Source organism: Mycolicibacterium sp. CBM1, from assembly GCF_054073305.1.
Genome location: NZ_JBSXPP010000006.1, coordinates 304004 through 323865, shown reverse-complemented (window position 1 = coordinate 323865; position 19862 = coordinate 304004). Strand labels below are relative to the sequence as shown.

The 19862-nt window shown below is 69.8% G+C and carries 20 protein-coding genes; 14 read left to right on the top strand and 6 right to left on the bottom strand.

Annotated features, from left to right (window positions below):
- Positions 1–11: 11 nt before the first annotated feature.
- A complete protein-coding gene (gene yczR, locus ACXDF8_RS11405) occupies positions 12–1457 on the bottom strand; it encodes a MocR-like transcription factor YczR (RefSeq protein ID WP_457223339.1) in 1446 nt (481 codons plus the stop codon).
- A 65-nt stretch (positions 1458–1522) separates the two neighbouring features.
- Between yczR and ACXDF8_RS11400 the strand changes: the two genes are divergently transcribed.
- The 7 genes from ACXDF8_RS11400 to ACXDF8_RS11370 are packed head-to-tail and all read left to right on the top strand — an operon-like array spanning position 1523 to position 7025.
- The gene (locus ACXDF8_RS11400; RefSeq protein WP_457223338.1) at positions 1523–1690 is read left to right on the top strand and encodes a hypothetical protein; all 168 of its coding nucleotides are present in this window, start codon (positions 1523–1525) and stop codon (positions 1688–1690) included.
- A 56-nt stretch (positions 1691–1746) separates the two neighbouring features.
- Positions 1747–2400, top strand: a complete 654-nt coding sequence (gene yczE, locus ACXDF8_RS11395) for a membrane protein YczE (protein ID WP_457223385.1) — start codon at positions 1747–1749, stop codon at positions 2398–2400.
- On the top strand, positions 2343–3200 hold the full coding sequence (locus ACXDF8_RS11390; RefSeq protein ID WP_457223337.1) for an ABC transporter ATP-binding protein: 858 nt from the start codon (positions 2343–2345) through the stop codon (positions 3198–3200). The genes yczE and ACXDF8_RS11390 overlap by 58 nt, the downstream gene beginning before the upstream one ends.
- 44 nt (positions 3201–3244) lie before the next feature.
- Positions 3245–4021, top strand: a complete 777-nt coding sequence (locus tag ACXDF8_RS11385) for an NUDIX hydrolase (RefSeq protein WP_457223384.1) — start codon at positions 3245–3247, stop codon at positions 4019–4021.
- A 1-nt stretch (position 4022) separates the two neighbouring features.
- Positions 4023–4736, top strand: coding sequence for an enoyl-CoA hydratase (locus ACXDF8_RS11380; RefSeq protein WP_457223336.1), 714 nt, complete (start codon positions 4023–4025; stop codon positions 4734–4736).
- A 10-nt stretch (positions 4737–4746) separates the two neighbouring features.
- Positions 4747–5841, top strand: coding sequence for a class I SAM-dependent methyltransferase (locus ACXDF8_RS11375; protein WP_457223335.1), 1095 nt, complete (start codon positions 4747–4749; stop codon positions 5839–5841).
- The gene (locus tag ACXDF8_RS11370) at positions 5838–7025 is read left to right on the top strand and encodes a THUMP-like domain-containing protein (protein ID WP_457223383.1); all 1188 of its coding nucleotides are present in this window, start codon (positions 5838–5840) and stop codon (positions 7023–7025) included. The genes ACXDF8_RS11375 and ACXDF8_RS11370 overlap by 4 nt, the downstream gene beginning before the upstream one ends.
- A gap of 126 nt (positions 7026–7151) precedes the next feature.
- Here the strand turns inward: ACXDF8_RS11370 and ACXDF8_RS11365 are convergent, their stop codons facing one another.
- Positions 7152–8438: a BamB-related PQQ repeat family beta-propellar protein gene (locus tag ACXDF8_RS11365; RefSeq protein WP_457223334.1), complete on the bottom strand. Its 1287-nt coding sequence runs from the start codon at positions 8436–8438 to the stop codon at positions 7152–7154.
- Between the two features lie 102 nt (positions 8439–8540).
- Between ACXDF8_RS11365 and ACXDF8_RS11360 the strand changes: the two genes are divergently transcribed.
- Positions 8541–9278: an acyltransferase gene (locus tag ACXDF8_RS11360; RefSeq protein ID WP_457223333.1), complete on the top strand. Its 738-nt coding sequence runs from the start codon at positions 8541–8543 to the stop codon at positions 9276–9278.
- Positions 9279–9379: 101 nt separating this feature from the next.
- On the opposite strand, the gene ACXDF8_RS11355 is transcribed toward ACXDF8_RS11360, so the two are convergent.
- From ACXDF8_RS11355 to ACXDF8_RS11345, 3 genes are read right to left on the bottom strand one after another with little or no spacing between them, the layout of a single operon-like run.
- Positions 9380–10612: a glycosyltransferase family 4 protein gene (locus tag ACXDF8_RS11355; protein ID WP_457223332.1), complete on the bottom strand. Its 1233-nt coding sequence runs from the start codon at positions 10610–10612 to the stop codon at positions 9380–9382.
- Positions 10609–12162 carry a 1,4-alpha-glucan branching protein domain-containing protein gene (locus ACXDF8_RS11350; RefSeq protein ID WP_457223331.1) on the bottom strand — a complete coding sequence of 518 codons (1554 nt, stop codon included), beginning with the start codon at positions 12160–12162 and terminating at the stop codon, positions 10609–10611. Before ACXDF8_RS11350 ends, ACXDF8_RS11355 begins: the two co-directional genes overlap by 4 nt.
- Positions 12159–12995, bottom strand: a complete 837-nt coding sequence (locus tag ACXDF8_RS11345) for a class I SAM-dependent methyltransferase (protein ID WP_457223330.1) — start codon at positions 12993–12995, stop codon at positions 12159–12161. The genes ACXDF8_RS11350 and ACXDF8_RS11345 overlap by 4 nt, the downstream gene beginning before the upstream one ends.
- 208 nt (positions 12996–13203) lie before the next feature.
- Here ACXDF8_RS11345 and ACXDF8_RS11340 point away from each other — a divergent pair, with 208 nt between their 5' ends.
- From ACXDF8_RS11340 to mnmA, 6 genes are all read left to right on the top strand, one after another.
- A complete protein-coding gene (locus ACXDF8_RS11340; protein ID WP_457223329.1) occupies positions 13204–13995 on the top strand; it encodes an electron transfer flavoprotein subunit beta/FixA family protein in 792 nt (263 codons plus the stop codon).
- A gap of 38 nt (positions 13996–14033) precedes the next feature.
- Positions 14034–14990: an electron transfer flavoprotein subunit alpha/FixB family protein gene (locus ACXDF8_RS11335; RefSeq protein ID WP_457223328.1), complete on the top strand. Its 957-nt coding sequence runs from the start codon at positions 14034–14036 to the stop codon at positions 14988–14990.
- 137 nt (positions 14991–15127) lie between these two features.
- Positions 15128–15979 (top strand): GNAT family N-acetyltransferase, encoded by an 852-nt coding sequence (locus ACXDF8_RS11330; protein WP_457223327.1) that lies wholly within the window; start codon positions 15128–15130, stop codon positions 15977–15979.
- Complete coding sequence (locus ACXDF8_RS11325) at positions 15976–16812, top strand: lysophospholipid acyltransferase family protein (protein ID WP_457223326.1); 837 nt, start codon at positions 15976–15978, stop codon at positions 16810–16812. Before ACXDF8_RS11330 ends, ACXDF8_RS11325 begins: the two co-directional genes overlap by 4 nt.
- A gap of 121 nt (positions 16813–16933) precedes the next feature.
- Entirely contained in the window at positions 16934–18139 is a 1206-nt protein-coding gene (locus ACXDF8_RS11320) for a cysteine desulfurase family protein (protein ID WP_457223325.1), read from the top strand.
- Positions 18136–19221, top strand: coding sequence for a tRNA 2-thiouridine(34) synthase MnmA (gene mnmA, locus ACXDF8_RS11315; RefSeq protein WP_457223324.1), 1086 nt, complete (start codon positions 18136–18138; stop codon positions 19219–19221). Before ACXDF8_RS11320 ends, mnmA begins: the two co-directional genes overlap by 4 nt.
- Here mnmA and ACXDF8_RS11310 read toward each other — a convergent pair.
- On the bottom strand, positions 19199–19837 hold the full coding sequence (locus ACXDF8_RS11310) for a sensor domain-containing protein (RefSeq protein ID WP_457223323.1): 639 nt from the start codon (positions 19835–19837) through the stop codon (positions 19199–19201). The genes mnmA and ACXDF8_RS11310 overlap by 23 nt on opposite strands.
- Positions 19838–19862: the final 25 nt, after the last annotated feature.

Sequence of the window (19862 nt, the reverse complement as noted above, 5' to 3'; positions counted from 1 at the left end):
GCCGAAAGGGTTCAGATCACCACGGCTGTGCTCGGCGGCGTCGCCGAACCGGTGACGGTGTGCCAGGCCCGCGCGATCAGCTCGACGGCCTCGGTCAGCTTGTCCTCGGGCAGCGTGTAGGGGATCCGGACGAATCGCTCCAGGGTGCCGTCGACCCCGAACCGCGGGCCCGGCGGCAACTCCACTCCCAGTCGCGACGCCGACGCGCACATCGCTGAGCTGACCGGCGCGGGCAGTTGCACCCACAGCGACATCCCCCCGGTGCCGGGAAGGGGCCGCCACTCCGGCAGGTGCCGGTCGATGAGATCGATCAGCAGCGCTCGTCGTGCCCGCAGGATCTCGCGACGCTCCGGCAGCACGTCGTCGCTGCGCTCGGTGAGAAGCCATGCGGCAGCGAGCTGTTCGACCACCGACGTGCCTAGGTCGATCGATGGTCGAATGGCCCGGATGGTCGCCAGGACGCTCGGCTCGGCGCGAATCCAGCCGATCCGCATGCCACCCCAGAACGACTTCGACATCGAACCCACCGTGATCACCAGGTCGCTGCGGGAGGTCATCGACGCGGCCAGTGGCGCCGGCACCGGCTGGTCGAGCCAGACGTCGGCCATGGTCTCGTCGATGATGGTGCGAGTGCGGGTCTCGGAGATGATGGCGCACATGCGTTTCCGGTCGGCGGCCGGCATCGACATCCCGGTCGGGTTGTGGTTGTCGGGGACCAGATAAGCCAGTGTGGGCGCGAGCTGACGCACCGCGGCGTGCACGGCATCCAGCTCCCAGCCGGCACCGCTGAGCGCCACCGGGACCGGCCGTGCGCCCGTGGTCGCGATCGCGGTCAGCGCTCCGTGGTAGGTGGGCTGCTCGACGAGCACCCGATCGCCCGGTTGGGCGTAGGTCGCCAGGATCAGGGCGATCGCGTGCTGGGCCCCGCTGGTCACCATCACCTGGTCAGGATTCGTCGGTAGCCCTCTGGCGCAGTATTTTTCGGCAATCGCTATGCGAAATGCCTCGACGCCGCGCATGTCGTGGCCGGTGTGCTGGAGGTAGGACGCAGACTGGCGGGCTGCTTCGGCGAACGCCTCTTGGACGGCGCTGGCCGGTGCGGCCAGTGCTGCGGCGGCGAGGTTGATGCTGGCCGGCGCCTGCGACACCGCGACCGCCGGGGTGTGAGGCAAGGCGACCGCGCTACGTGCGCCGCGACGGGCATGCAAATAGCCGTTGTCGCGTAGTTCGGTGTAGGCCGCCGTGACCGTGGTGCGCGACACCGTCAGCGCGTCGGCCAGCGCCCGCTCGCTGGGCAGCCGTGAGCCGACCGGCAGCCTGCCGTCGACGATGAGCAGCCGCAGCCCGTCCGCCAGCGCCTGATAGGTGGGTCCACTACGACTGGACGTGCGCCAGTTGCCCAATTCGCGGGTCAGCAGGCCCGGATCCAGCGCACGGCTCGCCGTCGATGTCGTCATAGGAATGCCAGTATCGACCAACTGGCTATTGAATCGCAAGCCAGTTGCGCAGAATCATGGTGGCTATGAGTACCTGGTTCACCCGAGTCGCCGACCGACTGGCGGCGCTGCTCGACCCCCACAACGGCCCCTGGAACCCGACGTCCACCGACTGGAGCGACGCGGACGCCGACGTCCGGCGACTGCGCAGCGATCTCGACGCCATCCGCGTCCGCTTTTCTGATCATCGGTGAGCGCCGCACTGCGGGCCGTCGCGCTGCTGACTGGCCTGAGTGGCTACGGCTTCTCGATGGCGATGATGGTGCGCGCCGGGCTGGGTCTGGATCCGTGGGACGTCTTCCACCAGGGCCTGACCCGGCACACACCGATGACGATCGGGTTGGCGTCGGCGGTGGTCGGCGTCGTCGTCCTGCTGGCCTGGATCCCGTTGCGCAACAAGCCCGGTATCGGGACCGTCGCCAACGTCGTGGTCATCGCGGTCACCGTCGACGCCGGGTTGGCGGTGCTGGCCGCCCCCGCGTCCACCCCGGCCAGGGCCGCGATGATGCTGGGCGCGGTCCTGCTCAACGCCGTGGCCACCGTCCTCTACGTCGGTGCGGGCCTGGGACCTGGCCCCCGTGACGGGCTGATGACGGGACTGGTTGCGCGAACCGGCCTTTCGGTTCGGCTGGTGCGTACCTCGATCGAGGCTACCGTGCTGGGCGCGGGCTGGCTGCTCGGCGGCAGCGTCGGAGTGGGAACCGTCATCTACGCGTTCGGCATCGGACCGATGGTGCAACTGGTGCTGCGGCTGACCCCCACCGCGGTGCTGGTCCGCAGCGGCTGGGCGCACATCGTCGCGCCGCGCCGAATCGCCGGTGCCCCCCGACATACGCCCGCCGGGGAATGCGGCACGATAGTGCAGTGTCCGACACCGCAGACGAGGTCGACTCCGACCTGCTGATCGACTTCCGGAAAATCTCGCTGCGCCGCGGTGGTCGTACGCTGGTGGGACCCGTCACCTGGCAGGTGGAACTCGACGAACGCTGGGTGGTGATCGGGCCCAACGGCGCAGGCAAGACCTCGCTGCTGCGGATCGCCGCTGCGATGGAGTACCCGTCGTCGGGCACCGCCTTCGTGCTGGGCGAGCGGCTCGGCCGGGTGGACATGTCAGAGCTGCGCCAGCGGGTGGGCTTGAGCAGCTCGGCGCTCTCGCAACGGGTGCCCGACGACGAAGTGGTCCGTGACGTCGTGGTGTCCGCCGGCTATGCCGTGCTGGGCCGGTGGCGCGAGGCCTACGACGATGTCGACTACTCCCGCGCGGTCGACACGCTGGAAAGCGTCGGCGCCGAGCACCTGGCCGAGCGCACGTTCGGCACCCTGTCGGAGGGGGAGCGCAAGCGGGTGCTCATCGCCCGGTCATTGATGACCGATCCCGAACTGCTGCTGCTCGACGAGCCCGCCGCCGGACTGGACCTCGGCGGGCGTGAGGAACTCGTGGCCAGGCTGGCCGATCTGGCCGCCGACCCGGACGCGCCGGCCCTGGTGCTGGTCACGCACCATGTCGAGGAGATCCCGCCGGGATTCAGCCACTGCCTGATCCTGTCCGAGGGTCAGGTGGTGGCCGCCGGTCTGCTGCAGGACACGCTGACGGCCGAGAACCTGTCCAACGCGTTCGGGCAATCGATCGCCCTGGACACCATCGACGGCCGCTACTTCGCCCGGCGGGTTCGCAGCCGGGCCGCGCACAGGAGGCGTTCGTGACCGATCGGCCCGAACCGCTGCCGGTGCGTCCTGCTGCGACGGTGATGCTGATCCGTGACACCCCGCAGGACGGTGTCGAGGTCTTTCTCATGCGCCGCCACCGGGCGATGGAGTTCGCGGGCGGGGTGATGGTGTTCCCCGGCGGCGGGGTCGACGACCGCGACCGCAACTCCGACATCGCGTGGTACGGCCCGGAGCCGCAATGGTGGGCGGATCGGTTCGGGATCGACGCCGACCTTGCCGAGGCGCTGGTGTGCGCGGCGGCGCGCGAGACGTTCGAGGAGTCCGGCGTGTTGTTCGCCGGGCCGGCCGACGACCCCGACGGCATCGTCGCCGACGCCTCGGTCTACCACGAGGTGCGCGCGGCACTGGTGGATCGGACTGTGTCGTTCTCCGACTTCCTGCGCCGGGAGAACCTGGTGCTGCGGGCCGACCTGCTGCGGCCCTGGGCCAACTGGGTCACCCCCGAAGAAGAGCGCACTCGCCGCTACGACACCTACTTCTTCGTCGGCGCGCTGCCCGACGGTCAGCGCGCCGACGGGCAGAACACCGAATCCGACCATGCCGGCTGGTTCAGCCCCGAGGCCGCGATCGAGGATTTCGCCGAAGGCCGGTCGTTCCTGCTCCCGCCCACCTGGACCCAACTGGACTCGCTGGCCGGCCGTAGCGTCGACGCGGTACTGGCCCTGGAGCGCCAGATCGTCGTCGTGCAGCCCAATCTTGCTGTGCAGGACGGCAATTGGGAGATCGAGTTCTTCAACAGCGACCGCTACAACGAGGCTCGAAACCGGCGCGCGCCCCAGGGGTACGGGGCAGACTGAGATGCGGGAATTCGTCAGCATTCACGTCGGTGAGCAGCATCCCGGCGTGGGCGTGCTGCTGGTGTCCCGGCCGCCCACCAATGCGCTGACCCGGCAGACCTACCGGGAACTCGTGTCGGCGGCCGACGAAGTGGCCGGCCGCGACGACATCGCGACCGTAGTCCTGTTCGGTGGCCACGAGATCTTCTCCGCCGGCGACGACATCCCGGAGTTGCGCAGCCTCGATCGCGCGGAGGCCGAGGCTGCCGACCGGGTGCGCCGTGAGGCGATCGACGCCGTCGCGGCGATCCCGAAGCCGACGGCGGCCGCGATCACTGGCTACGCGCTGGGCAGCGGACTGAGCCTGGCGTTGGCCGCGGACTGGCGGATCAGCGGCGACAACGTCAAGTTCGGCGCCACCGAGATCCTCGCCGGGTTGGTGCCCGGCGGTGGCGGCTGTGAACGGCTGGCTCGTGCGGTAGGTGAGGGCAGGGCCAAGGAGCTGGCGTTCAGCGGGCGGTTCGTCGACGCCAAGGAAGCCCTCACGCTGGGACTGGTAGGCGAACTCGTGGCCCCCGACGACGTGTTCGACGCCGCAGCAGCCTGGGCGGGCCGGTTCGTCGACACGCCGCCGACGGCACTTGCGGGCGTCAAGGCGCTCGTCGGCGGCGGCCTGAACGCCGGTGAGCAGGCACAGCGCTACGGCGAGGTCTTCTCCGCGGGTGCGGACAGTTAGGCTGCCCTCCATGACGACGACTGACCCCGGCGCCCTGCCCGATGTCGCGGGCGACCCCGCTCCGGCGCCCGATGTCGCGGGCGACCCCGCTCCGGCGCCCGATGTCGCGGGCGACCCCGCTCCGGCGCCCGATGTCGCGGGCGACCCCGCTCCGGCGCCCAATCCGCACGCCACCGCGGAACAGGTCGAGGCTGCGCTCAAGGACAGCAAGCTGGCCCAGATCCTCTACCACGACTGGGAAGCCGAGACCTACGACGACAAATGGTCGATCTCGTACGACAAACGCTGCGTGGACTACGCACGCGACCTCTTCGATGCCACCGTCCCGCCCGAGGAATTGCGGCAGCTGCCGTATGACCGCGCGCTGGAGCTGGGCTGTGGCAGCGGCTTCTTCCTGCTGAACCTCATCCAGGCCGGGGTGGCCCGCCGTGGTTCGGTGACCGACTTATCGCCGGGCATGGTCAGGGTCGCCACCCGCAACGGGCAGAACCTGGGCCTGGAGATCGACGGCCGCGTCGCCGACGCCGAGGGCATCCCCTACGACGACGACACCTTCGACCTGGTGGTCGGCCACGCCGTGCTGCACCACATCCCCGACGTCGAGCAGAGCCTGCGGGAAGTGGTGCGGGTGCTCAAACCCGGCGGCCGGTTCGTGTTCGCCGGTGAGCCCACCACCGTGGGCAACACCTACGCCCGCTCGCTGTCGACGCTGACCTGGCGGGTGGCCACCAATGCCACGCGCCTGCCCGGTCTGCAGGGCTGGCGTCGCCCCCAGGCCGAACTCGACGAGTCGTCGCGGGCCGCGGCGCTGGAGGCGGTCGTCGACCTGCACACCTTCGATCCCGCCGACCTCGAGCGAATGGCCGGTAACGCCGGCGCGGTCGAGGTGTCCACGACGACGACGGAATTCACCGCAGCGATGCTGGGCTGGCCGCTGCGCACCATCGAGGCGATGGTGCCCCCGGGCCGGCTCGGCTGGGGCTGGGCGAAGTTCGCGTTCGGCAGCTGGATCGGGCTGAGCTGGGTCGACGACAACCTGTGGCGGCGCGTGGTGCCCAAGGGCTGGTACTACAACGTGATGATCACCGGGGTCAAGCCGTCCTGAGCTTCCGGCGCGAGGACGTCAGCTACCTGAGCGGTGACGCCGGTTCGGCCGCGCTTGCCGAGGTCGCCGGCTACCCGCTGACCGAGGCCAGCCGGCTGGCCGACGTCGCCAAGATCCGCCAGCGCTACGGCGATCGCACCACCGCGCTGATCGAGACCACGCTGCTGCGCCGCAAGGCGGTCGCCAAGTTGGGGGAGTTGGCTGAGGTATCCGGGTGGTTGTTCACCGATGACGCCCTGCAACAGGCCACCGCTGCCCCTGTTGCCCGGCACCGGGCCGACCGGTTACGCGGTGCGGTGGTGCACGACGCGACGTGTTCGATCGGCACCGAACTGGCCGCGCTGCGAGCCACGGCGGGCTTCGTCATGGGCAGCGACATCGATGAGCTCCGGTTGGCGATGGCCCATCACAACGTCGCCGACGTCGCTGTGTGCCGGGCCGATGCGCTGCGCCCGGTGAGCCGCGATGCCGTGGTGCTGCTGGATCCGGCCCGCCGGTCGGGTGGTCGCCGCCGTTTCGACCCACGCGCCTACACCCCGCCGCTGGATGCCCTGGCCGAGGTCTATTCCGATCGCGCGGTGGTGGTCAAATGCGCGCCCGGCATCGACTTCGACGGCGTGCGGCAGCTCGGCTTCGACGGCGAGATCGAGGTGACCTCGTCGGGCGGATCGGTCCGCGAAGCCTGCCTGTGGCCGCGGTCGTTCACCCAGCCCGGCGTTCGCCGGCGGGCCAGTGTCCTGGACCGCGGCGAGGTGGTCACCGACGCCGATCCCGACGACTGTCCGGCCGGCCCGGTTGGGCGCTGGATCGTCGATCCCGACGGCGCGATCGTGCGGGCCGGTCTGGTCCGGCACTATGCCGCGCGGCACGGTCTGTGGCAGCTCGATCCGGAGATCGCCTACCTCAGCGGTGACCGGGTGCCGGCCGGGGTGCGTGGATTCGAGGTGATCGAGGAGATACCACTGCGGGAGAAGGTTCTGCGCCAATCTCTTTCGCGCCTCGACTGTGGATCTCTGGAGATTCTGGTACGCGGCGTCGATGTCGACCCCGACGCATTGCGGCGCCGGCTGCGCCCGACCGGGCACACCCCGCTGTCGTTGGTGATCACCCGCATCGGCGCGGGCGCGGGCGAACGTACGGTGGTCTTCGTCTGCCGGGCCGGACTCGCCGCGCAGCGCGGGTAGGCCGACGGCGACGGCGCCGCGCTGGGCGGAGTCGCCGAGGGCGCTTCCGGTGGGGGAGGCATGGACCACGTGCCCGGCAGCACGGCGACCTTCACGATGGACGTGCGGTTCCCCACCGACTACCCGTCACTTCGGGTCGAAGCTGTATACCTGGCCCGCGCTGGTGGCGACGACCACCCGGCGATCCTGGCCCACCGACACCCCGACCGGGACACCCTCGGCCTGCGGCAGCGGATAGCTGTCGAGGGTGCGCCCGTCGGCGGGACGAAACGCCACCAGCGCCAACCCATCCCGGGTGCTGGCGGTCACCGTGTAGGCGACATCGTTTGCCTGGCTGGACGTGGTCAGCGGCGTGACGTCGTCACGGCGCCACGCCACCTCGGCGTGATCGCCGCCGTCTTTGATCCCCACTAGATGAGCGTCGGGCCCGCCGCCGGCGACGATCAAACCATCGGGGCTCCGCGACGGCGGGGTCTGGGGCTGGTAGTCCAGCGGCACAGACCATTTCGCTTTGCCGTCGGCTGCACGGACTGCCCACAGCCGTCGGTCGCGGCCGTTGACGTACACCGTCTGGCCGTCCGCGGAGAACACCGGCGCGCCGATGATCCCGGCTGTGACGGCCGCCGAAGTCCACTCCCGGCTGAGCAACGGGCTTTGGCCGGGGTGGTACTGCAAGCCGATCAGCGTCGAGGCCTTGGCGCCGGGTTGCCACAGGTTCACCACGATCGTGCCGGTCGCCGCTGAGAACGCCGGTGGCGCCGACACCGGGCATTCGGGCAGCCCCTGGGCGCAGCCGTCCAGTCCGCGTGTCGAGTCGGTCGGGTCCAGCCCCTCCACGAGATCCATCGGGGTCCCCGTCACCGTGCCGCGATGGGAGTCGAAGATCAGCACCTGGCCGAGGTGGGTGACCACCAGCAGCTGACCGCCTCCGAGAAAACGGGCCGTGGTGGGCATTCCGATGACGTTCTGCCGCCACCGAACCCACTGCGTCGGCGGGTAGGACAGCATCATCCCGGGCTGGCCGATGTAAAGGTTGTCGAACTGGTCGAACAGCGGGCTGGTGAATCCGCCGCCGAGCACCATGCGGGTGCACCAGCGCTGGCGGCCGTTGTTGGCGATCTCCCAGACCATCAGCGAGCAGCCGGCGGCGGTCTGCCCGTTGACCGCCAGGTAGGGGCTGCCGGAGGCCAGGGCAGCGCCGGCCCCGAGCGCACCCTTGACCGAGCGGCTCCAGCGCAGCGTCAGCGCGGACGCGCCGCCGGTGTTGGTGTAGCTGGTGTTGGCGGCGTCGCTGTACTGGGCGGCCCAGCCCGGGGCGGCGGTGGAGTCCACCCAGGAATCGGTGGTGCCGCAGCCGGCCGATGCGCTGAGGACCAACGCGGCCGACGTCCAGGCCACCAATCGCCGCAGCACCCGAGTCCTCTCTGTCCGGCCCGTCCCGCAACGGGACAGTACAGGCGAGGGTAACCCGAGTGCGGTAGGCGCCGGGTTCGACTGCCGTTAGGCTCTGGGGCCATGACGACCATGTGGGGTTCGCCGATCCACAAGCGCTGGAGGGGTTCGCGGCTGCGTGACCCCCGTCAGGCCAAGTTTCTGACCAGGGATTCGTTGAAGTGGGTCGTCGCCAACCGCGCCTACACACCGTGGTATCTGGTCCGCTACTGGCGGCTGCTGAAGTTCAAGCTGGCCAACCCGCACATCATCACCCGCGGCATGGTGTTCCTCGGTAAGAACGTCGAGATCCACGCCACCCCGGAACTGGCGCAGCTGGAGATCGGCCGATGGGTCCACATCGGCGACAAGAACACCATCCGCGCCCACGAAGGGTCGCTGCGCATCGGCGACAAGGTGGTGCTCGGCCGCGACAACGTCATCAACTGCTACCTCGACATCGAGCTCGGCGATTCGGCGCTGATGGCGGACTGGTGCTACGTCTGCGACTTCGACCACAAGATGGACAACATCGAAATGCCGATCAAGGACCAGGGCATCATCAAGAGCCCGGTGCGCATCGGTCCCGACACCTGGATCGCGGCCAAAGTGACCGTGCTGCGCGGGACCACCGTCGGTCGCGGCTGCGTGCTCGGTGCCCATGCCGTGGTCAAGGGCGATATCCCGGACTATTCGATCGCGGTCGGCTCACCGGCGAAGGTGGTCAAGAACCGCAAACTGTCGTGGGAGACGTCGGCTGCCCAGCGGGCCGAGTTGGCCGCGGCGCTGGCCGACATCGAACGCAAGAAGGCGGCCCGCTAGCGCTCGGGTGACACCACCCAGCCGCTGGAGTGCTCTGCTTCTCCAGAGCGCGATATCACGGGTGATACCGCATCGGGAAGAACAGCACCTGTTGTGCGGCCTCAACGGCCCGGCAGCGCCTGCTCGATGATCGGGCGGCGCGAATGCGGTTCGCGTTCACGGCGTTTGGCAGCCAGGTATATCTGTGCAGTCTCGGCGGCCACGGTGTGCCAGTCGAAGTCGGCGGTCAGCCGTTCCCGCGCCGCGATCGCGCGCTGTTGTGCGCCGGCGGGATCGTCGAGCACACGGCGTACCGCCGCAGTCAGCGCGCCGACATCGCGCGGCGGGCAGGAGATGCCGGTCTGGCCGTCGATCACCGCCTCGCCGAGACCGCCGACGTTCGACGTGACGAGCGGAATGCCCGCCGCGGCCGCCTCTAGTGCGACGATGCCGAACGGTTCGTAGTGGCTGGGCAGCACCGCGACGTCGGCTCGGTGCAGCAGCTCCAGCAGCTGGTCGTGGTCCACCCGGCCGGTGAAATGAACGGCCTTGAGCACCTTGTGCTTACGGGCGACCTCGACTAGCCAGTCCTGCTGCGTGCCGTCACCGGCGATGGTCAGCGTCGAGCCGGGATGGGTACGCCGGATCCGGGGCAGCGCCGCGATCGCCTCGTGAACACCCTTCTCGTATTCGAGCCGACCGAAGAACAGCAGCTCTGCGGGGCCGGTGCGTGCTCGGCGTTGGGCGAACGGCCAACGGGTGGAGTCGATTCCATTGCGGATCACCGCGATCTCGGCCAACCCCGGGCCGAACAGCTCGCCGATCTCCTCCGACATCGATGCCGAACAGGTGATCAGGGAATCGGAGTCGCGCACGAACCACGACTCGACGGCATGCACCTGTCGGCTGATGTGGCCGGACACCCAGCCGGAGTGTCGCCCTGCCTCGGTGGCGTGCACGGTGGAAACCATGGGGACATCGAAGAATTCGGCCAGTGCGATGGCCGGGTGGGCGACCAGCCAGTCGTGGGCGTGCACCACGTCGGGCTGCCAGCCCTTCGCCTGCAGGGTCAGCCCGGCGCGGGTCATGGCATGCCCCATTGCCAGCGTCCAGGCCATCAGGTCACGGCCGAAGTCGAACTCGTGCGGGTCCTGGGCCGCGGCGATGATGCGCACGCCCTCATGCACCTCATCGGTGGTGGGATGGGTACTGGGGTCGGTACCCGACGGGCGGCGGGAGAGCACGACCACGTCGTGGCCGTCGGCGGCCAGTGCGGTCGCCAGCTGATAGACGTGCCGGCCGAGGCCGCCGATGATCACCGGCGGGTATTCCCACGACACCATCAGGATCTTCACCGGGGCAGCCTTCGGGCGTCGAGCGCGCCGAACAAGCCGTCGGCGCGGTTCCAGCCGGCGGCCAGCCGCTCGGCGGCATCCCGGCGCCCGGACGCCAGTGCGTCGGCGATCTCGCGGGTGGCGTGCGCGTGCAGGTGCGCCCGGTAGCGGGCGTAATCGGCCGCCGAGTCCTTGCTGACCATGAACGGCCAGTCGCTGGACACCGTCAGCAGGGTCTCGCGCAGGATCTGGTCGGCAACGACGTCGCGAGTCGGCGCGGTGTCGGTCTGGGCCAGTGCCTTGTCGACACAGGTCAGCGCGGCGTCGACCACCTCGGTATTGAGCTGCACCAGGTCGGCGACCTGCTCGCCGGCCCACACCTGCCAGTCCTTGCCCGAGCCCCAGGAACTCGGCGGAAGATCGACCGGCGCTCCGACATAGCCGCCGGCCAGCGCGTCGGAGAGCGTGCCGACCCGGACACCGGCCTCCGGGAGAGCACGCAGCAGTCGGTCCAGCCAGACCGGGCCCTCGTACCACCAGTGACCGAACAGTTCGGTGTCGAAGGCGGCCACCACGTGTGCGGGGCGCCCGATCCGCTCGGACTCGGCGATCAGGCGCTGGCGCACCACCTCGACGAAGTCGGCCACGTGCGCGTCGATCGCACGGTCGGCCCGCTGCGGGTCGTAGGGCGCCTTGGCGTCGGAGTCCACGTTGCGACCGGTCACCCGCGCCGGCTTCAGCCCGGTCACGTGGTCGTAGGTGTGGAAGTCCCGGTAGGCGGCGTGGCCCGGGTAGCCCGATTTCGGTGACCACACTCGGTAGCTGACCTGAAGATCCCGGCCGAAAGCGACGACGTCGGTCTCACCGACCGGACGGCCCAGAGCGGTATCGCCGTGCAGCGAGGGTCCGTCGACCATGAAGTGGCCGACCCCAGCATCGGCGTAACCGTGCTCCATTCCGGGTGCGTAGGCGCATTCGGGTGCCCAGATGCCGGTCGGGGTGTGCGCGAAGCGCTGCCCGGCGTCGGCGAGCCCCTCCCGCAGCGCGAATTCCCGCAGCCGGGGGTTGAGCAGCGGCTGGAACGGATGGGCCAGTGGGCCGCCCAGCAGTTCGATGGTGCCGGCGTCGATCAGCTGCCGCAGCAGCGGGCTGGCACCGTGGCGCCAGTCGGTGGCGAAATCCTCGATCGCGCGGCCGGCCTCGGCGTACTCGCGAATGCCGAACTGGCGCAACGGTTCCGGAAGGGTGGTCGCCTCCAGTGCGCGCAGCTGCCAGTTGGCCAGCCAGCGGTGCATGCCGTCGAGGCAATACGGGTCGTCGAGTTGGGCGGTAACCACCGGGGTCATGCCCAGCGTCAGTACGCCGCGGCGGCCCTCGGCGGCCAGCGTGCGCAGCACCCGCATCAGCGGCAGATAGGCCGCCGACCATGACTGGTAGAGCCATTCCTCGCCCACCGGCCAGCGACCGTGATGGGCCAGCCACGGCAGGTGGGTGTGCAGCACCAGGGTGAACTGCCCGGGAACAGGTTGCGGCGGGTGGGAGCGCAGCGACCCAGGGATGGATTCCGTCACGGGCGCACCGCGATGGCCACCAGATCCAGACTGTCGTCGATGTCGCGCTCGGCCGGAAGCGACGCGGGGATTGGTGGCGGCGGGCAGGAGCGAAGCGACGCGGGGGTTGGTCCGGAGGCCGCGATGTCGAAGTCCTCACACCGCACGGCGGCGACGTCGGCGAGCAGCTCGGCCGGCCACGGGGTATCGGCCAGTGCCAGGGTGATCTGGGCGTCGATGATCGAGCCGCCGTGGCGGGCGTCCATCGCTTCCAGCTCAGGGCCGTGGAAGACCCCATACATCTGGTCGACCCGGAATCCGCCGTCGGTGAGCAACTCCGCGAGTTCGGCGGCGTTGAGTTCACGGGTGTGGAACGGGTTGACCGGGGTGTCCAGGCCGGGGGAGAAGGTGATGCGATTGGGTGTCGACATCAGCAGCAGACCGCCCGGACGCAACACCCGAAAGCATTCGGTCACGAACTGTGGCTGATCCCACAGATGCTCGATGACCTGGAAGTTCACCACAACATCAACTGAAGCGTCGGGCAGCGGCAGAGATGCCAGATTACCGGCCACCACCTGGACGCGCGGGTAGCGCGCCCGGACATGGGCAACGGTCGCGGCGTCGTAGTCCACCGCGATCACCCGAGTGGCCACCGACGCGAGCAGATCCGCGCCGTAGCCCTCTCCGCAGCCCGCTTCGAGGACGTCACGACCTGCACAAAGGCTCGACAGGCGGCGATAGACCACCTCGTGGCGGCGGAACCAGTAGTTCTCCTGCGCCAGCCCGGGGACGGTCCGTTCGCCGGTTAGCGGCAGACCGCTGTCACCGGCGTCAGTCACGTGTGCGCTCATTGGAAGGCAGGCTAACCCGAAGTGGACGGTTCGCGAACTGCGTCGGTGCCGATGGGCTGCTAGAACACAAACTTCGCTCAGCTATGGTGATCCTGCGAACCACTCAAAGTTACCCGTCGGTAACATGGTGTGAGTTGCGAAAAGTGACCCAACGTCTTGCGTCCTTCGATGGCCGCGGGACGCCTGCCAGGAGGACGTAGGAAGACTCATGACGAACATCGTGGTCCTGATCAAACAGGTTCCAGACACCTGGTCCGAGCGCAAGCTGTCCGACGGAGACTTCACTCTTGATCGCGACGCTGCCGACGCCGTGCTCGACGAGATCAACGAGCGTGCCGTCGAGGAAGCGCTGCTGATCAAGGAGCGGGAAGGCGGCGAAGGCACCGTGACCGTGCTGACCGCCGGTCCCGAGCGCGCCACCGAGGCCATCCGCAAGGCACTGTCGATGGGTGCCGACAAGGCCGTGCATTTGCTCGATGCGGGCCTGCACGGCTCGGACATGGTGCAGACCGGCTGGGCGCTGGCCCGCGCACTGGGCGCCATCGAGGGCACCGAGTTGGTCATCGCCGGCAACGAAGCCACTGACGGCACCGGCGGTGCGGTCCCGGCCATCATCGCCGAGTACCTCGGCCTTCCCCAGCTGACCCACCTGCGCAAGGTCAGCGTCGAGGGCGGCAAGATCACCGGCGAGCGCGAGACCGACGACGGTGTCTTCACCGTCGAGGCGTCGCTGCCGGCGGTCATCAGCGTCACCGAGAAGATCAACGAACCCCGCTTCCCCTCCTTCAAGGGCATCATGGCCGCGAAGAAGAAGGAAGTCACCACCCTGACGCTGGCTGAGATCGGTGTCGAGGCCGACGAGGTCGGCTTGGCCAACGCCGGTACCTCCGTGCTGGCCTCGACCCCCAAGCCGCCGAAGACCGCAGGCGAGAAGATCACCGACGAAGGCGACGGCGGCACCAAGATCGCCGAGTACCTGGTCGCTCAAAAGATCATCTAGCTCCCACCGGACCCTGACAACGAAGAGGCTGAAGAACCATGGCTGAAGTACTGGTGCTCGTCGAGCACTCCGAAGGTGCGGTGAAGAAAGTCACCGCCGAGCTCATCACTGCCGCCCGCACCCTGGGCGAGCCGTCAGCCGTCGTGGTCGGTGCCCCCGGCACCGCCGCGCCGCTGGTGGACGACCTCAAGGCCGCCGGTGCGGCCAAGGTCTACGTCGCCGAGTCCGACGAGGCGGAGAGCTACCTGATCACCCCTTACGTCGACGTGCTGGCGTCGCTGGTGGAGTCGGCCAGCCCGGCCGGCGTACTGCTGGCCGCCAACGCCGACGGCAAGGAGATCGCCGGCCGGTTGGCCGCGCGAATCGGCTCGGGCGTGCTCTCCGACGTCGTCGAGGTCAAAGAAGGCGGGGTGGGCGTCCACAGCATCTTCGGTGGGGCGTTCACTGTCGAGGCTCGGTCCAACGGCGACGTCCCGGTGATCACCGTGCGCCCCGGTGCGGTCGAGGCCGCACCGGCCGCCGGTGCCGGTGAGCAGGTCACCGTCGAGGTCCCCGCGCAGGGCGAGGGTGCCACCAAGATCACCTCGCGGCAGCCCGCTGTCGCCGGCGATCGCCCGGAACTGACCGAGGCAACTGTCGTGGTCGCCGGCGGCCGCGGTGTCGGCAGCGCCGAGAAGTTCACGGTGGTCGAAGACCTCGCCGATTCGCTCGGTGGCGCCGTGGGCGCCTCCCGCGCCGCGGTCGACTCCGGCTACTACCCGGGCCAGTTCCAGGTGGGCCAGACCGGCAAGACCGTCTCGCCGCAGCTGTACATTGCGCTGGGCATCTCCGGGGCGATCCAGCACCGCGCCGGCATGCAGACCTCCAAGACGATCGTCGCGGTGAACAAGGACGAAGAGGCACCGATCTTCGAGATCGCCGACTACGGCATCGTGGGTGACCTCTTCAACGTCACTCCGCAGCTGACGGACGCGGTCAAGGCCCGCAAGGGATAACCACGCTCGACGGAAAGCCCCGGATACCGCCTCATCGGCGGTATCCGGGGCTTTCTGCTTCTATTCGTCACGCAGCGTGCACTGACACGTCACGCGGCCGTTGACATCCCGCCGAACGCCTCGGCGAGCGTGCAGCTATGAGCACTGCCTCTGTACTCATAGCGCCTGACCGCACCGACACCGCCGCACTCCACGGCCCTCGCTACTCGCTGCTGCTGTCCACCGATCCTGACCTGATCGACGCCGCCCAACGGCTGCGTTACCGGGTGTTCACCACTGAACCCGGATTCGCCCTGGCCGCCGACGACGCACACGGTCGTGACGCCGACCGGTTCGACGAGTTCTGCGACCACCTGCTGGTTCGCGAGGACACCTCCGGCGAGCTCGTCGGGTGCTACCGGATGCTGCCTCCGCCCGGTGCCATCGCGGCCGGGGGTCTTTACACCGCAACCGAATTCGACGTCAGCGCGCTGGACGTACTGCGGCCCTCGCTGGTGGAGATGGGACGTGCCGTGGTGCGCGACGACCACCGCAACGGCGCGGTGGTGCTCTTGATGTGGGCCGGCATCCTGGCCTACCTGGACCGCTGCGGCTACGACTACGTCACCGGCTGCGTTTCGGTGCCCACCCACCCGCAGGATCCGGCGGAGGCCCCCGGCAGTCAGGTGCGCGGCGTGCGGGACTTCGTACTGCGCCGCCACGCCGCCGCCCCCGAACACACCGTGCACCCGTACCGTCCGGTGGTCCTCGACGGCCGGAGTCTGGACGACATCGCGCCGCCGGCCCGCCCGACGATCCCGCCGCTGATGCGCGGCTACCTGCGGCTGGGCGCGCGGGTTTGCGGTGAACCGGCCTACGACCCGGACTTCGGGGTCGGCGACTTTCCGGCCCTGCTGGACAAGCGTCATGCCGACACCCGGTACCTGACCCGGCTGCGGTCGGTGTCGTCGGCAGGCCAGATGGCCAGCGAGATGGGGGCGGGCCAGTGACGGCCCCCGAGCACGCCTGGCTGCCGCGGGCGCTGTGCGACGACAGCTGCGTGCGGGCCGGCGGCGCCCCACCCGGCCGCCCGCTGCCCGCCGCGCTGCGTGCCACGCTGCGCGTCACCATGGTGGTGGTGCTGCTGCTGCTCGTTCCGCTGCTGGCCGTGCCGGTGCCCGGGCGGGGACGGGTGCAACGGTTCTACTGCCGGACGTTCCTGCGCTGCCTCGGTGTGCGAATCACCGTGTCCGGCGGGCCGATCCGTAACCTGCGGGGGGTCCTCGTCGTCAGCGGCCACGTGTCGTGGATCGACATCTTCGTCATCGGTTCGGTGCTGCCGGGTGCGTTCGTCGCGCGTGCCGACCTGGTCGACTGGCCGGCTGTCGGGCTGGCCGCCCGCATCATGAAGGTCATCCCGATCGACCGCAACAGTCTGCGCCGGCTGCCGCAGGTGGTCGCCGCAGTGGCCGACCGGCTGCGCACCGGGCAGACCGTCGTCGCCTTCCCGGAGGGCACGACGTGGTGCGGCCTGGCCTACGGGCGCTTCCGCCCGGCGATGTTCCAGGCCGCCGTCGACGCCGGCCGACCGGTACAGCCGCTGCGGCTGACCTATCACCACCGCGACGGGCGGCCCTCGACCGTGGCTGCGTTCATCGGCGAGGACACCCTGTGGCAGTCGCTGAGCCGCACCGTGCGGGCTCGACTGACCGTCGTCGACATCGAGGTCGCGTCGCTGGAACTGCCCGGTGACAACCGGCGGGAACTGGCGGCACGCTGCGAGGTGGCGGTCCGTGGGCAGGTCAACCCCCACTTCGAGCACACCCACGCGCTGGCGGGCTGACCGCCCGCCGCCCCGACCCACCGAACGTCACACCGGAGTGACGTTCGGCGTCGGCGGTCACCCTGGGGTGACGTTCGGCGAGTCCGGCGCGCCGGCATCCTGCCGGTATCCTGGACAGGCCATGAGCCCGCCCACCGACCAGGTGTATCTCGACCACGCTGCCACGACCCCGATGTATCCCGCTGCCATCGAGGCGATGGCGGCTGCGCTGGGCACCGTCGGCAACGCGTCCTCGCTGCACACCGCCGGCCGCGACGCACGCCGCCGGACCGAGGAGGCCAGGGAGAGCATCGCGGCCCGGCTGGGCGCGCGACCGTCGGAGATCATCTTCACCGCGGGCGGTACCGAGAGCGACAACATCGCGGTCAAGGGCATCTTCTGGGCCCGCCGCGACGCCGACCCCCGCAGGCGGCGCATCATCACCACCGCCGTCGAACACCATGCTGTCCTCGACGCCGTCACCTGGCTGGCCGAGCACGAGGGTGCCGACATCACCTTCCTGCCCACCGAGGCCGACGGCTCGGTCACGCCTTCCGCGCTGCGCGAGGCGATGCACGACCACGACGACGTGGCACTGGTCACGGTGATGTGGGCCAACAACGAGGTCGGCACCATCATGCCGATCGTCGAACTCGCCGCGGTCGCCGCCGAGTACGACGTCCCGATCCACAGCGACGCCGTGCAGACCGTCGGGCAGATCCCGGTTGACTTCGCCGCCTCCAACCTGTCGGCGATGAGTATCGCCGCGCACAAGTTCGGCGGCCCCACGGGTATGGGCGCGCTGTTGCTGCGCCGCGCCACCGCGTGCGTGCCGCTGCTGCACGGCGGCGGTCAGGAACGCGACGTGCGTTCCGGCACCTCACATGTCGCCGGCGCGGTGTCGATGGCGGTGGCAGCCGATATCGCCGTCGGCTCTCTCGATGCGACCGCGGTGCGGCTGCGCAGCCTGCGCGACCGGCTGATCGCCGGGGTGCTGGACTCGGTCGCCGACGCACACCTCAACGGGGCCGTCGGTGTACAGCGGCTGCCCGGCAACACCCACTTCACCTTCCGCGGCTGTGAGGGCGATTCGCTGCTGATGTTGTTGGACGCCAACGGGATCGAATGCTCTACCGGCTCGGCATGCACGGCCGGTGTCGCCCAGCCCTCGCACGTGCTGCTGGCGATGGGGGCCGACGCCGACGCCGCCCGCGGTTCGCTGCGGCTGTCGCTGGGCCACACCAGCACCGAAGCCGATGTCGACGCCGCGCTGCGGGTGCTGCCCGCCGCCGTGGAGCGGGCGCGGCAGGCCGCACTGGCCAGCTCCTCACCGGGGGTGCTGCGATGAGGGTGCTCGCCGCGATGAGCGGTGGCGTGGACTCGTCGGTGGCCGCCGCCCGGATGGTCGACGCCGGCCACGACGTCGTCGGTGTGCACCTGGCGCTGTCCAGGGCGCCGGGCACGCTGCGCACCGGGTCGCGCGGCTGCTGCTCCAAGGAAGACGCCGGCGACGCCCGCCGCGTCGCCGATGTGCTTGGAATCCCGTTCTACGTCTGGGATTTCGCCGACAAATTCGCCGAGGACGTCATCGACGACTTTGTCTCGTCCTACGAGCGCGGTGAAACCCCCAACCCCTGCGTGCGGTGCAACGAGAAGATCAAGTTCTCCGCGCTGGCGGCCAGGGCGCTCGCGCTGGGGTTCGACACGGTGGCCACCGGCCACTACGCCAGGCTCGCCGACGGCAGGCTCCGCCGCGCCGTCGACGTCGACAAGGACCAGTCCTATGTGCTGGGTGTGCTGACCGCTGAGCAGTTGCGGCACGCCGCGTTCCCGATCGGCGACACCCCCAAGCCGGCGATCCGCGAGGAAGCCGCCCGCCGCGGCCTGTCGGTGGCCGACAAGCCCGACAGTCACGACATCTGCTTTATCCCCTCCGGGGACACCCGGGCTTTCCTCGGGGCACGCATCGGCGTGCGGCGCGGCACCGTCGTCGACGACGCGACCGGCACCGTGCTCGCCGAGCACGACGGGGTGCACGGGTTCACCATCGGACAGCGCAAGGGCCTCGGCATCGCCGGCCCGGGTCCGGATGGCACTCCGCGCTACGTCACTGCAATCGACGCCGACTCGCAGACGGTGCGTGTCGGCGCTGCGGCGGATCTCGAGGTGCGGTCGTTGACCGGGGTGCGGCCGGTGTTCACCTCCGGTGTGGCGGCGCGCGGACCGATCGAGTGCGAGGTGCAGGTGCGTGCGCACGGCGGCGTCGTGCCCGCGGTGGCCGAACTGGTCGGCGACGAACTCAGGGTGGCGCTGCGGGCCCCACTGCGCGGTGTGGCCGCCGGCCAGACGATGGTGCTCTACCGGCCCGATCCGGCCGGTGACGAGGTGCTGGGCAGCGCGACGATCTTCAGCCGTGGGGAATCTTGTTGACGATGTTGGTCATGACGATCGCGGGCACCGATTCGGGATATCCGCAGAACGTCACTTCCACCATCACCGAGGATTCGACCCGGTAGTCGCGCCCGCATGCGCCCACACGCGTAGACAGCGAATCGGCGCCGGCGTCTACCTGGCCGACCAGTAGCGGCCCGTGCGAGCCGTCGGCGCAGCGCCGTCCCGCCGCGGCCAGGGTCTCGAAAGCCGTTCGCGCCGTTGCCTTGTCGCCGTAGGCGGCCGCCGCCTCGGAGATCAGGGCCCGCCGTCGCGGGTGTTGGAAGCTGGTTTTGTGGAAGTCCGCGACATCGGGGCCGAAGGTGGCGGTCTCGGCGAAGATGAATCGACAGTCCGCCGGCACCGCCTCGGCCAGCGCATCGACGTCCACCGGCGCCCTGCCGTCCATGCCGGGGATGATCGACAGGTCCTCGCCGCCGCCGGTGATCGCGCGCATCTGGGCCTGCGTCAGCAGCACCTGGTCGGCATCGACGACGCCCGGCGGCTGGTACGGCGGTTCGGTCGCGGCACGCAGTGGCGCCCCCTCGACCCGCACGGTGCAGCCGGTCAACAGGGCGGCGGCAGCGGCACACACCAGCCCGAGGCGCACCGTCATGGCACCACGTTAAGCCCCCGGGTGG